A 13,891-nucleotide genomic window follows, 5' to 3' on the forward strand; every position below is an offset into this window, starting at 1 on the left:
ACTGCTACACGGCAATCGGTGCTTTTATTGTTGGATGTGGCTGATAATTCTCAACCTTGATATCATCCATAGTAAACTCAAAAATCGATTTTTTCTCAGAGTTTAGGACTAACGTTGGCAAATCTCGCGCTTCACGGGATAGTTGCTCTTTCATTTGTTCAAAATGATTGGTATACAAATGAGCATCTCCCAAAGTATGAACGAATTCACCCACTTCAAGACCTGTTTCATAAGCAATCAAGTGGGTCAACAAGGCGTAACTAGCAATGTTAAATGGAACACCTAAAAATACATCCGCACTTCTTTGGTAGAGCTGACAGCTTAATTTACCATCATTCACATAAAATTGAAATAACGTGTGACATGGTGGCAACGCCATACTTGGAACATCTTCAGGATTCCAGGCTGAAACAATCAAGCGTCGAGAATTCGGATTGGTTTTAATCATTTCAATCACATCTTTAATCTGATCAATGAAGCCCCCGTCTTTTGTTTCCCAATGACGCCACTGATAGCCATAAATATGACCTAAATCACCATGCTTTTCAGCAAATTGCTCATCTTCAACAATCTTTTGACAAAAGTCAGCCAATTCTTTTTGGTAGGCTTCATTAAAATCTGCATCGACTAAGCTTCGCCGACCGAAATCCGTCATATCAGGCCCTGTATAGTCTGAACTTTTTATGTAACGCTCAAACGCCCACTCATCCCAAATATGATTATTATGCTGTAATAAAAAGCGAATATTTGTATCACCATGTAAAAACCATAGCAATTCACTTTTAATCAAGCCAAAAGGGACTCTTTTAGTAGTTAAAAGAGGGAAACCTTTTGCCAAATCAAATCGCATTTGATAACCGAACAAGCTATTCGTCCCCGTTCCCGTTCGATCCCCTTTAAAGTTGCCTTCTTCAATCAGCTTTTTCCCTAAATCTAAGTATGCTTGTTCCATCCAAAGTTCCTCCTATTAATTGTCAAACTCGCTAAGGTATTCCCATCTGTCCATTTTCTCTTCCAACAACTGCTCACTAGTCTCAATCGCTTTTTGAAGCTCCTGTAAACGAGTAAAATTATCACCTTGATGATTCATTTCTTCTTTTAATTCATCAATTTTGCTCTCTAGCTCCGCGATATCTTCCTCAATTGTGGCCCATTCTTTTTGTTCCATGTAAGACATTTTTTTCTTTTTGGTCTCATTTTTCACTTCACTTTGGGAAACGACAACTGCTTTTTTCACTTTTTGCTCTGAAACATCCGCTGCTTCACTAGCTGCTAGGTAATCACTCATAGTACCAAAGTACGAATCTATCAGACCTTTTCCTTTGAAAACTAATAACTTATCAACCACTTTGTCTAAGAAGTAGCGATCATGTGAAACGGTAATAACCGCTCCCGGAAAAGTTCTGAAATAATCCTCTAAAATCGTCAATGTCGCAATATCCAGATCATTAGTTGGCTCATCTAGTAACAAAACATTTGGTTGTTGAACGAGGAGTTTCAGTAAATATAGGCGCCGTTTTTCCCCACCAGATAACTTGCCGATGGTCGTTCCATGCATGAAACGAGGAAATAAGAAGCGTTCCAACATCTCCGCCACGCCAATTTGTCCGCCTTCTGTTTGTTGAACTTGCTCCGCCGCTTCCTGAAGATAGGCAATCAATCGTTGATTAGGATCCATTTCTTCATTTTGCTGCGTATAATAGGCTAGATGAACCGTCTCACCTATGGTATACACACCACTATCTAACTCAATCCGGCCAGCTAAAATATTCAATAAGGTTGATTTCCCAGCCCCATTTTGACCCGTTATCCCCAAACGCTCACGAGATTGAATCAACAGTTCGAAATCCTTTAGAATGGTCAGCCCATCAATGGCATAATTGCCTTCTTTAATCTCTAAAACTTTTTTGCCTAGTCTCTGTGTGGCGATATTTAAATCTAAGTCGCCTTCTGTCTGAACTTGGTATAGATTTTCTTTTAAGTCTTCAAAACGATTAATTCGCGCTTGTTGCTTAGTTCCTCTTGCCTGAACCCCAGCTCTCATCCATGCTAACTCTTGCTTGTAGAGGCTTTTTCGTTTTTCTTCTTGTTCAACATTAACACGATCACGTTCAGCTTTTTCTATGACGTAAGTTTCATAATTGCCTTTGTATTCATACAGCTTCCCAAAAGATAATTCGAAGATACGTGTCGTTACACGGTCCAAAAAGTAACGGTCATGGGTCACCATTACAACCGACCCTTGATAATGATTCAAGTAATTCTCAAGCCACTGAATAGCCGCATAGTCCAAGTGGTTCGTTGGTTCATCCAATAATAATAAATCTGGCGCATCAATCAAAACTTGCGCGAGGCTCACCCGTTTTTTCTGGCCACCTGAAAGTTCACCAATTTTTTTATCTAATTCAGAAATACCTAATTTCTGCAAAATACTCTTTGCATTGGTATCTGTCAACCAGGCATCTTCTTTATTCATCTGTTCTTCTGCTTGCGCATATTTTTTTTGAATCTGAGGATCCTCTCCTCGCTGATCTAATTCAATTAAAGCTTCTTCATAACGTTTTACTACTTGAAGTAACGGACTATTTCCTTGGAAGACCGCTTCTAATACAGTTAGTGTCTCTTCAAATTCTTTATCTTGAGACAGATACCCCATCCGATAATCTGTTGGATAGAAAAGGCTAGGCCGATCTCCATCCCCTGTATCTTCTCCTGCTAGGATTTTTAAAAGACTCGACTTTCCTGTACCATTCGTCCCAATCAAGCCAATCCGATCCTTTTCATGAATGAGAAAAGAAATTTGGTCAAATAAGGTCTTTTCTCCATAAGTTTTAGTCAACTCGCTGACTTTAAATTCTTTCACTCGTCCATTTCCTCCTCATTTCTTTCTCGCACATTGTACCATAAAATGCCTAGAACAAACACTCTTCATTTTCCTAAAATAAAAGCATAGACTAACGAACAACCTAATGGTCATCCGTAAATCTATGCTTTTTATGCGCACTATTTATTTGGTTTACATCAAGTAAATCCCTATTTATCCTGTTGCTCACCTACAGGCAGCTTACGCCCCTTCAGTGTCAAACGCATAGGTTTTGACTCATCAATCTTATTAACGGAATAAGACTCTAATAAATTGACTTTTTGACGATAAACATTAGCTAAATACGTACTTACTTCCCCAGCAACCTCATGTTCATCAATGATTTTTCGTTCTAAATAATAGCCTCGCAACAATTCTTTTTCATACAAGACATCTTGTTGGATCATAAAGGTCGAGAAGAAGGTTCCTTGCTCGAGCTTATTGGTTGATTCGACACGATCATCGACAAAATGTTCGATCAGCTGCGCATCATACACATCCTCAAGGTTATTTAAACTTTCTAAAATTAATTGAGTATTTTGTATGTACACTTCTTTGACTTCAGCTACATCCAGCTCATTTAGCGGCGAACGCAAACCTTGTTGTCGTTTTCGTTCCCAAAACATTTTTGGATGGAGAACAATCCGAATTAAGCGATTTCCAACTATTAACCAAAACCCAATAAAGGAGAGAATTTGTCGGGTAATTGTATTCTCAAACCGGGTGATAAATCGTGAGTAGAAACGATAGCCATTCGGACTAATCTTATGATCTCTAAAGCTTGTATCTAAACCTTCTTTTTCAATCGCTAAAATCAATGCTTGTAATTCCTGAACTTCCTGCTGTTCGCTGTCGTTCAATTGATCTGTATAGGCATCTTGAAGACGCTCTTGATAATTCTCAATCACCGCTTCAACAGCTATATGTTCTTTTTCTGTTAACTCTTTTGTCGCGATATCTAAACGCAATTCAGCTATCACTTCTTTAAGTATTGGAATGAGTTTCTGTTCTTTTATCTCCTCTTCCTCATCACTAGCAAGCCACGGTAAAACAATCACACCGACAATCAACGTGACCAAAATAACGCAGGCTGTCAAAAATAGTAAGAGGGATCGTTCTGGAAAGCTTTCCCCATTAAGGCTCAAAGGTAAAATAAAGGCGGTTGCTAAACTGACCGTCCCTTTAACCCCACCAAACGTTAATAACAGTATTTCATTCAACTGTCCTTTGAAATGTGCGACGCCATCCTTGACTAAGTAAAAGATCGAAATATAGGTAAATCGTAAAACAAAAAGCATTGTCGCAATCACTAAAACAATTAACAATAGATGACTATTTGGATACAAGTCACTTGCCCAAATAGGCGAAAATACCTGTGAAAGTTCGATACCTAAAAATAGAAAGACCAAGGCATTTAACGTAAACACTAAGGTGGACCAAAAGCTTTCTGATACATTGGATAGTTCTGCATCAAACAGCGTAATTTTTCTAAATCCGAACGATTGTAACACACCGGCAACAACCGCAGATATAATACCTGAAACACCAATATGTTCGGCTAAAACGTAGGCCAAAAAAGGCAATAATAAGTCGATTAATAGGTACCCAGTCACGTCTCTAGCAGCCGCTCGTTCAATTAATTGAATAACTTGTCGTTTAATCCAGACAAGAACAAATCCCGTCAGCGCTCCCCCAATACTTGATACAATCAAGATGGCGGTTGCATTAAAGGCTGAAAAGCTACCTGTTAATAAGGCCGCAACAGCAAACTGAAAGGCGGTAACCCCAGATGCATCATTCAGTAACCCTTCCCCTTTTAAAATGTTCATGGCTTTTTTAGGAATATTGATTCGCCCAGATAATGACATAACAGCTACAGCATCAGTAGGTCCTAACGCTGCCCCAAAAGCGAAACAAGCAGCCAGTGGTAACGCTGGTAGCAGAACGGATAAGGTCAAGCCGACACCAAACAAAGTCAGTATGACGCCGCCAAAAGCTAAAAACAAAATTGTCCCGAAATTTTTCATAATTGAAGGAATATCTGCTTCCTCGCCCTCTCGAAAAAGTAACGGGGCAATGATCATAATTAAAAATATTTCTGGCTCAAAAGTAATAGAAGCCCCCATCTCTGTCATTCCAATCAGAATACCCAAACCAATTTGGATAAGCGGCAATGGAACAGAGGGTAGGATACGGCTCACTACATTCGAAAAGGTAATCGCCAAGGCAAAAACAATTAGTAATTCGATAAATTCCAATGGCATCAACCCCTATTCTTTACGTCATATAGAATCTTTAAAAATTGTTCTTTCTTTTGAATAATACGATCTTCAATCTCAGATAATTGGGCATCATCATGTCCACAAGCCATTTGCGCGCGACGCGCTTCCAAACGTAGTAATTCCCGTTTGATTCGTTCACCATGGCGATAAGCCAAAAGATTTTTTTGTTTTAATAAACGTTTCAGCTCTTTACGTTCAACCGGAGACATTGCTTCATATTTTTCTTTTAGTTTTTGCTTGCGCATTTCGAATTCGCTGGTCATTGTTTTCTCCTTTTATGCAATTCTTAAAAAAAAGAAATGATAAATAATAGTAAGTAGCACCTATTGTTATACTACAAAATTCCTTGAAGTGCAAAGGGAGTTACCTTAATTTTTTATTTTCGCTAAAAATTTGTTGAAAAAGCAAAAAAGCCTCCTACTCCATCAAATTTCAGAAAAGAGTAGCAAGCTTCTATTTTATATATTTTCGATAGTAAGAGCTTCTGTCAGGCTAATCTTTTAGAAAAAGTCACAGCAATCATGATGATGTCCTCGATGTCCAGGACCTCCGAAACCTCGTCTGCCATGAAATCCTCCATGACCTCCACCAAAGTGCTTTGAAAATTCCTTACGTTCTTCTTCGCCACCGACTTTTTCATCTAGCTCATCAATCAAGCGTTCGAAAAAGTCCAGCAACTGCTCTTGTTCCTCTTCATTAAAAATATCGAAGAGTTCTGAACCAAAGTGCGGTTTTTCTGAAATTTTCTTGGCTTCTTCTTGGCCTTTTTCTGTCAAAGAAACCAGCATCACTCGACGATCTTCTGTCGAAGGTGTTCGCGTGATCCATTCTTGCTTTTCCATCTTTCCTAACAATTCGCCTATCGATTGAGGCCGAACCCCTAGCACAAAAGCTAAATCTTTTTGTGAAACAGCCTCTTTCATACTGAGAAGCATCAGGATTCGTCCTTGTCCATGATGCGGATCCATTTGCCCTTCTTTACTCATTTCTCTATGCATATAACGTCTCATCAAAGACTGAGTTTCCATAAAACGTTGAGGTAATTCTTGTTTTGCCATATAATTTCATCCTTTTCTCATTTATTAAGGTACCTTACAGAAACTATAATACAGGTACCTTATTAAAATGTCAACCATTTTATTCAAGTACCTTACCATTTTTATAAAAAGTAATGGAATAAGGGAAGTATAAGGATCTCAGCCAACACCAAAAACTGCCTACACACGCAAACTCCGCAACTAAATGCTCATATTTAAGTTAAACTGGCAAAAAAATTCTAGCCAATGATCAGAAAATTTCTCTGTCTTTGACTAGAATTTATATTTATCTTTTATTCGAAGTGATCGCCATATACGTCATCAACTGTTTGTGTTGGGTCGATTACGATGTATAAGCTTTTCGTTTTTTCACTTTCTTTTGTTGATTGATACATGTTATCCAATCCGTCAGTATCTTTGTCTTTATATGGGAAGTAAATTAAATCAGGCGTGCCAGAACGATATAAGATTTCCATACGCTCGATATCTTCATATTTCAATGCACGTGAAAACATTCCTGACTCTAATCCACCTAAGTTAATATCATGTGTTGTTACATGATCGCCTTCTTGGAAGATTTCAATTTTAAATCCTGCACACGGATGAATTTCAACAAACTCACTACCATTAATTCGTCCAAAGCTTGTTGTAATTTGTTTGATCCATAAGTCTCCTATGTAGCGGCGCTCGATTGTCCATGTTTCACCGTTACGGAAATAAAATTTTAACGCTGTCATTTCTCTAGCCATGATGATTCTCCTCACTAAATAATATTTATTCTAATATAGTGTAGCATAACTTCTGAAACAGGTCACAAATAAGTTCTTATTTTAGACTAATTTTTTTTAAAGAATGGTTTCATTTGAACTTTTATCTCTGATAAAGCTCTTTCTGCGACCTAAATTCCATCAAAAAATCTCAGAAAGAGGTCTTCGATAATTGATTGTCCTTCTCAATTAATACGATTTCACATGACCTCTTTTTTCTAACCTTCGATCTGAGCTAGCTGTTCTTCTGCGTAAGTTAACAAGACCGCTTTTTCATTTGTTAGCTGTCCCTCAACCACCGCTTTTTCACAGGCCTGAAGCATTATACTAAGCCATTTACCAGGCGCTTTATTTAACTGTTTCATCAATTCATTGCCATTGACTGCTAGTTCACTGAGTGAATGAATCGGGAGTTGCGCATTTAAGTCCTCTACCTCAGCCATTCGCTTCTGAAAACTATAGTAAGGTGCTAGCTCTTCGACAGCCAAGCTTTGTTTCAGCCCTAACTTGTAGATAGTTAGTTTGTCCCACCAAGCTTGCTTTCGTTTGGATAAGCCCCACAGTAACTCTTGTGTCTCGTGAATAGTTTGATTAGAACACTTCCATTTTTTCAAAAAGCTCGCAACCTCTTTTTCAGAGAGCCCCAAGCAATCTAAAAGAACTGTCCACGCTTGAGATTCGGTTATTATGGGCACATTTGGTAACTCAGCAAATTGTAATAAACCCGCTCCACGTTCCTCTAGTCCAGGACAATATTTGTAACAAGCCGTTTCATAAAAAGCGCGGATACTTGGTCCACGATAGGCCCCTTGTAATAATTTAATAAATTCGATGTGAATTCGCTCAATCGAAATCTTAGACAATAATGCGTGATTTTCCTTAATCGCAGCCCTAGTCATAGGTTCAAGCTCAAAGCCTAGCTGGCTAACAAAACGCAACCCACGCATCATACGTAGCGCATCTTCATGAAAACGCTCATGAGGATCACCCACTGCCCGTAGTATTTTATTTTCCAAATCAGTGAGCCCATCAAATAGGTCGACAATCTCACCATTTTCTCGTAAGGCTAAAGCATTAATCGTAAAATCTCGACGCTTCAGATCTTCTTCTAAAGAACGAACAAATTGAACCTTATCTGGGCGGCGGAAATCCTGATACGTCGATTCAGTTCGAAAAGTCGTAATCTCATATTGGCTATCCTCTGCCAACACAAGCACGGTTCCATGTTCAATGCCGACATCAATCGTCCGCGGGAAAAGCTCTTTAATCTCAGCTGGAAAGGCACTTGTTGCGATATCCACATCATGAATTGGCTGATTGAGTAAAACATCACGCACACTTCCTCCAACAAAGTACGCTTCAAATCCGGCCTCTTCAATTTTTTTTATAACAGGAATGGCTTGAATGAATTCTTTTGGTAAATTGGTCAATTTCATAATAGATTTTCCAATCCATAAATTAGTTCATTTTCTTTCATAACTGCCTCGCAGCCTAACGCAACGCCGCCCATAAAGGAACTACGGTCGTAAGAGTCATGGCGAATGGTCAAGCCTTCCCCTTCCCCACCAAATTGAACCTGTTGATGAGCAATCAGCCCAGGGAGACGAACACTATGAATACGCAAGCCTTCATAATCAGCACCACGCGCACCCGCAATTGTTTCAACTTCCTCTGGATGCCCTTGTTTTTTGGCTGTTCTGACTTCACTAATCATCTCAGCCGTTTTTACCGCCGTACCACTTGGTGCATCTAACTTCTTGTCATGGTGCAATTCAATAATTTCAACATCCGGGAAAAATTTTGCTGCCTTTTTCGAAAATTCCATCATTAACACAGCGCCAATCGCGAAGTTTGGTGCAATTAAGCCACCTACCTGTTTTTCTCTAGATAGATTTGTTAAAAATGAAAGGTCTGCTTCTGAAAAACCTGTTGTTCCAACAACTGGACGAATCCCATGTTCAAGAGCAAATTGCGTATGCTCCAATGCGAATTCAGGCATCGTAAAATCAATCCAGACATCTGGTTGACAGCTAAGCAGACTTTCTTTATCTGTAAAGACAGGCACATCTACCTGTCCATATTCGACAAAATCACGTAAATTCTTTTTCGTTTCTAACGGATCCAAGACACCTACTAACTGAAACCCATCATTTTCTAAGACCATTTTTGTCGCAGTACTGCCCATTCTGCCGTTAAATCCGGCAACAACTATTTTAATCATGTGTCTGTCCATCCTTTCTTTCAAAACGAAACTTATCTCGTTGGTTAAATTTAGCCATATTTTTTTCAAAAACTTCCGTTAAATCAATCTCTAAAGAATTGGCCATAATCATCGTAACAAACAAGACATCCCCTAATTCTTCTGCCACTGTATTTTCTTTTTCATCCAATTTTTTTGGCTTTTCGCCATAATAATGGTTAACCTCGCGAGCCAATTCGCCCACTTCTTCAGTTAATCGTGCCATTTGAGAGAGTGGTGAAAAATACCCTGCCTTAAACTGCTGAATGTATTCGTCCACCTCTTTTTGCATATCTGCTAATGTGTGATTCTGTGTAGTTGCCACTATTTGCCTCCTCCCAGCTATCACTTAGTAATTCTCTTACTGATTATCTTAACAAATTCTAAGAATAATTCCTAGAATTATCACAGCTTGTTTCTAATTGTTAAATAAAAGAATTCGTGCTAAATTGTTCTTTAGAGAACTAGCGATTAAAAAATAAGACTCCTACGCATTTATAAGAGGTCCTTCTTTACTCTTTATTTTAGTAAACCGTACAGAATTAAGCTATTACTCTCAAACAGACGATGACTACTTCGTATTTAGATAGAAAGCCGGTGGTTCATAATGAATCGTAAAATGTTTTTCAAGGATATTCCCTTACTTATAATTGGTACCAGTATTTATGCTTTTGGCCTGGTGAACTTAAACATCGCCAATCATTTGGCCGAGGGAGGTGTTTCAGGGATTACCCTCATCTTATACGCTTTATTTAAGATTGATCCTGCCTATTCAACTTTATTAATCAATATCCCACTAATTATCATCGGTGGGAAAATTTTAGGCAAACGCTCCCTTTTCTACACCATCATTGGCACTCTTTCACTATCCGCATTCTTATGGATTTGGCAGCGCGTCCCCATAGAAATTAATCTTCAACACGACTTATTGATTGTTTCATTACTAGCTGGATTATTAGCCGGTTTAGGAAGCGGCTTGGTCTACAAAGTGGGCGGCACTACTGGAGGTAGTGACATCGTTGCTCGTATCCTAGAAAAGAACTACGGGATTTCCATGGGACGCTCCCTTTTTGCCTTAGACGTGTTGGTCTTGCTACTCTCATTAACTTATATTGATTTACAACGAATGATGTACACGTTAATCGTTTCTTACGTCTTCAGTCGCGTAATCGATTCGATACTAGATGGCGGTTATTCTGCAAAAGGCTTGCTGATTGTTTCCAATCACAGCGAAGAGATTGCTCCCATCTTAATGACTAGTCTCGAGCGAGGAATTACCTTCTTACATGGAGAAGGCGGTTTTTCCGGTGCTGATAAAAAAATAATTTATATGGTAGTCAGTGCGCGAGAAATTTCTGAAATCAAACGAATTGTCCACGAATTCGATTCAACAGCATTTATTTCTGTTTTAAATGTACATGAGGTTGAGGGAGAAGGCTTCACCTATCTCAAACCACAGACCCGTTTGCTTCGCCGACGAAATAAAACAAACTAAATAACTACAGATGAAAACACCGATTAAGCTCGCCTCCTCCTGCTAAACTGCAGAAGAAAACTAGCGTTAATCGGTGTTTTAAACAACTACATTGAGCGCGATTCATCTTTCTTACCACTAAAGTTGGTTTAGTGATTGCTCTGAAGATAAAAGGATGAGTTGGTTGACCTCGTTAGATAATTCTAAAAATGCTTCCTTGTCACCTTTTTCTAAAGCTAAATCAATCTGACTATACAATAATTGTAACTTGGCCTGTCTTTTTTCCTCTTCGAAATATTCATCGATTTCTTCCACAAGTTCTGGGTTGACCCGTTCATTCCATTTTGCAAAAGGATTATCTTCAATAATAGATAAAAACTCAGCCGTTTGCCACGCCTCATCAAATAGACATTCTAAATACAAGGGTTCTTTCCAGTTCAAACGAATCTCATGAAAAGCCTGATCACTATCCGTAAACGATTGGCCGTCAATATATAATTGAATCGGCTCACCCGCTTGATTAATATCACGAATTTGCAACCCTCGTTTGGTCTTATCGGCTGCCTCTACAAAGTGAACATTGTTTAGGATCGCATCATGATTTGCCAGATAATTTAAAATCCATAACACTTCACGGCGACTAAATGTCCCATGATTAACAAACCAGTTTAAGAATTTCTTTTTCTGTTGTACGTCGATAAACATACTTATCACCTATCTCTCTGCTAAATCGTCAAGCACAGACTGCACTTCTAAATCTCCTGGTTCATGATGCAAATAATGCGTTAATAATTCTTTGGCTTCAGGCAATTTTCCTTCTTCTCTCAAGAAGAACCCATATTCTTTTAAGAATTCTGGCTCATGTTGTAATTCTTGGAAGGCTTGCTCAAAATAAACAGCGGCTAACGCAAATTCTTCTAATTCATTGTAGGCATGGGCTAAATTCCACGCAGCATACGGATGATCTTTTTCCTCCATTTTGTCCAGCGTGTCAATTACTTCTTGATAACGTTCCTCTGTCAAATACAAATTACTCAATGTCAACAACGTTTCATCTTGCTTTTCACCTAACTCCAAAGCCTTCAATAAGTAATCCTCAGCACCTGTTACGTCATGCAAACGGAAGGCATTTTCAGATGCAAAATGATACAACTCTACTTGATAAGGATTCTCCTTCAGCCCTTCAGCAATCACTTCACTTGCCTCTTCAAGCAGCTCCTCTTCTTGCAAAGCCTCCGCTAAATAAAGATAGAGAGACTGATATTGAGGATTTAGCGCACGCAACTGCTGCAAATAATAAATCGCTTGTTCATTTTCTTTTAATTGAATATAAGTGAAGGCTAATTGGAACAGACGATCATCTGTCTGCTCTTCTTCTAAGGCAGCCTCAAGGTAACTAACGGCTTCCTCAAACTCTCCAATCATGCTATAAGCTGAACCTAATCGTTCATCAATCGAAACGGAAGAAATTTCCGTAATATCACTCACTAAAAGAGTTTTATACAAATCAATCGCTTCAATAAAACGACTCGTTGAGAAATATAATTCAGCTAACGCAAATTGGATCAACGGCTCATCCGGTAAAATCGCTGCAGCTTCTTTTAATTTTGCTTCACTCACTTCTGGAATATCTAACACTTGATACAAATCGGCGGTGACTAATAAACTTTGAGGGTAACTATCGCTCTCTTTAGACACCTGCTCTAAGTATTCGAATGCTTGATCAATTTGATTATTTTCTATTGCAATCTCAGCTAAAGGAATATTCAGCCCATCAGATTCAGGATAAACCAGCAATAATTTTTCAAAAACTTCTTTGGCTTCTTCTAAAAAACCTAGAGACAACAGTTCCTCTCCTAATTCTGCTAGGACATCCCCATCATCTTGTTTTAAGGCTTCTGTCAGCATTAATTGTGCCTCAGCCAAATCCTCATTGGCTAACGCTGCCAACATTTTTTCACTATATGTTTTCATGTTGTTCTCCTTTAATCTTCTGCACTATTGTTTTATAGGACTCCAGCGTTTTAAGTAACTCTTTTTCCGTCGGTAGCCGATGTTCCTTTATTATACCGATTTTTTCTAAAACCACTATCTTTTTGCTTTTTTTTCCCAGCAAAAGCACTTGTTCTACATAAGTACTCGTTAAGAAATCATTTGGCAAGGCAATAGGAAATCCTAGATAATCTAACCAAATTAAAAAGTTTTGATAATTAAACTGAATGGACTCAATTTCATCATTCCATTTTAAATGAAGCAAGATTCCTAGTAAACGTTTCATATGATCAGACAATAAATGCCCTGCTGATAACTGATAAAAAGCTTGCTCAAATAGCTGTCCATAAGTTTCAATAGACTCGCTATCTGCTTCATAATAGTTAAGTAGTGACTCAATTAACCCATTAAAAGATTGACGCATCAGCTTCTTTTGATTAGGGTAGTTTTTATATAATAATTTCAGAAATTCATGATCACGAACAATCCCACACTGTAGGAACCACAATAAATCCACCATTTTCCCTTCAGATTGATTATTTGTTAAGGTTTGATCAAAAATAACTTGGCTCGCCAAACCAGGTAACGCCATAACTTCTTGATAATTAGCTTTTTCAATTGTATTTGAGAGAGTCAATGCCTTCGCCAAAGACCTGATAGAAACAGGTAAACACCATAATTCCCCTGATAAAACAGATACTTTTTGGAAAAATCCGGTTAGCTTCATGACTCCTTCATTACCAAAAGCCACAAACAAGTACGACATTTCTTGTGAGAATTTTGCCGTAAAATTTAATAAAGCCGTTAACTCATCTAAATTATTACAATGGGCACTATTTGTACAAATGTACCAATCTACATCAGAATAGTTAGAAAAAAGTTGTCCTAATTTTTGGGAAAAACGATCGTAGTAGCGTTGATTCGTCACAATGATTACCCGTTTATTCGTCACAGGCGTTTGCTGTAGCTGTGAGGCGAACATTTCACCATAAACTACTCGACATTGGTACTCATGTTTTTTATAGACGCGCTCCACTATCATCCCCCCTTTTCTTTTATTCTACCATTAATTCGCGAATATATATAAGAAATCACATGCAAAAAGAACAGAATCCAAAAACATTCGTTATATTTTTGATTGTTTTCAAGTGATTAATAACCAAAAACCACTCGACACCAAGCAAAATACACCTTACATACCTGAAAAAATCCGTAGCTGTTAACCATTCCCATCGTG

General features: G+C 38.3%; 13 protein-coding genes. 1 reads left to right on the forward strand and 12 read right to left on the reverse strand.

Annotated elements, in window-relative coordinates; all coding sequences use genetic code 11:
* Positions 1–4 precede the first annotated feature (4 nt).
* The 9 genes from BAU15_RS04790 to BAU15_RS04830 form a co-directional block, all read right to left on the reverse strand.
* Complete coding sequence (locus tag BAU15_RS04790; RefSeq protein ID WP_161841617.1) at positions 5–952, reverse strand: thymidylate synthase; 948 nt, start codon at positions 950–952, stop codon at positions 5–7.
* A 15-nt stretch (positions 953–967) separates the two neighbouring features.
* A complete protein-coding gene (locus BAU15_RS04795; protein ID WP_161841618.1) occupies positions 968–2,863 on the reverse strand; it encodes an ABC-F family ATP-binding cassette domain-containing protein in 1,896 nt (631 codons plus the stop codon).
* Between the two features lie 170 nt (positions 2,864–3,033).
* On the reverse strand, positions 3,034–5,121 hold the full coding sequence (locus BAU15_RS04800; RefSeq protein ID WP_161841619.1) for a cation:proton antiporter: 2,088 nt from the start codon (positions 5,119–5,121) through the stop codon (positions 3,034–3,036).
* Positions 5,122–5,126: 5 nt separating this feature from the next.
* Positions 5,127–5,408, reverse strand: a complete 282-nt coding sequence (locus BAU15_RS04805; RefSeq protein WP_161841620.1) for a hypothetical protein — start codon at positions 5,406–5,408, stop codon at positions 5,127–5,129.
* 237 nt (positions 5,409–5,645) lie between these two features.
* Positions 5,646–6,203 carry a MarR family winged helix-turn-helix transcriptional regulator gene (locus BAU15_RS04810; RefSeq protein ID WP_161841621.1) on the reverse strand — a complete coding sequence of 186 codons (558 nt, stop codon included), beginning with the start codon at positions 6,201–6,203 and terminating at the stop codon, positions 5,646–5,648.
* A gap of 272 nt (positions 6,204–6,475) precedes the next feature.
* Positions 6,476–6,931, reverse strand: coding sequence for a hypothetical protein (locus tag BAU15_RS04815; RefSeq protein ID WP_161841622.1), 456 nt, complete (start codon positions 6,929–6,931; stop codon positions 6,476–6,478).
* Positions 6,932–7,167: 236 nt separating this feature from the next.
* Positions 7,168–8,385: a CCA tRNA nucleotidyltransferase gene (locus BAU15_RS04820; protein ID WP_161841623.1), complete on the reverse strand. Its 1,218-nt coding sequence runs from the start codon at positions 8,383–8,385 to the stop codon at positions 7,168–7,170.
* The gene (gene dapB / locus BAU15_RS04825) at positions 8,382–9,170 is read right to left on the reverse strand and encodes a 4-hydroxy-tetrahydrodipicolinate reductase (protein WP_161841624.1); all 789 of its coding nucleotides are present in this window, start codon (positions 9,168–9,170) and stop codon (positions 8,382–8,384) included. Before dapB ends, BAU15_RS04820 begins: the two co-directional genes overlap by 4 nt.
* Complete coding sequence (locus BAU15_RS04830) at positions 9,163–9,480, reverse strand: nucleotide pyrophosphohydrolase (protein ID WP_237580138.1); 318 nt, start codon at positions 9,478–9,480, stop codon at positions 9,163–9,165. The genes dapB and BAU15_RS04830 overlap by 8 nt, the downstream gene beginning before the upstream one ends.
* Positions 9,481–9,795: 315 nt before the next feature.
* On the opposite strand from BAU15_RS04830, the gene BAU15_RS04835 reads away from it, so the two are divergent.
* Positions 9,796–10,683 (forward strand): YitT family protein, encoded by an 888-nt coding sequence (locus BAU15_RS04835; RefSeq protein ID WP_161841626.1) that lies wholly within the window; start codon positions 9,796–9,798, stop codon positions 10,681–10,683.
* Positions 10,684–10,800: 117 nt separating this feature from the next.
* Here BAU15_RS04835 and BAU15_RS04840 read toward each other — a convergent pair whose 3' ends face one another.
* From BAU15_RS04840 to BAU15_RS04850, 3 genes are read right to left on the reverse strand one after another with little or no spacing between them, the layout of a single operon-like run.
* A complete protein-coding gene (locus BAU15_RS04840) occupies positions 10,801–11,367 on the reverse strand; it encodes a YpiB family protein (protein WP_161841627.1) in 567 nt (188 codons plus the stop codon).
* Between the two features lie 9 nt (positions 11,368–11,376).
* On the reverse strand, positions 11,377–12,636 hold the full coding sequence (locus BAU15_RS04845) for a tetratricopeptide repeat protein (RefSeq protein WP_161841628.1): 1,260 nt from the start codon (positions 12,634–12,636) through the stop codon (positions 11,377–11,379).
* On the reverse strand, positions 12,623–13,696 hold the full coding sequence (locus BAU15_RS04850; protein WP_161841629.1) for a hypothetical protein: 1,074 nt from the start codon (positions 13,694–13,696) through the stop codon (positions 12,623–12,625). Before BAU15_RS04850 ends, BAU15_RS04845 begins: the two co-directional genes overlap by 14 nt.
* Positions 13,697–13,891: the final 195 nt, after the last annotated feature.

The sequence above is a fragment of the Candidatus Enterococcus huntleyi genome (assembly GCF_009933175.1).
GTDB classification, from domain to species: domain Bacteria; phylum Bacillota; class Bacilli; order Lactobacillales; family Enterococcaceae; genus Enterococcus_K; species Enterococcus_K huntleyi.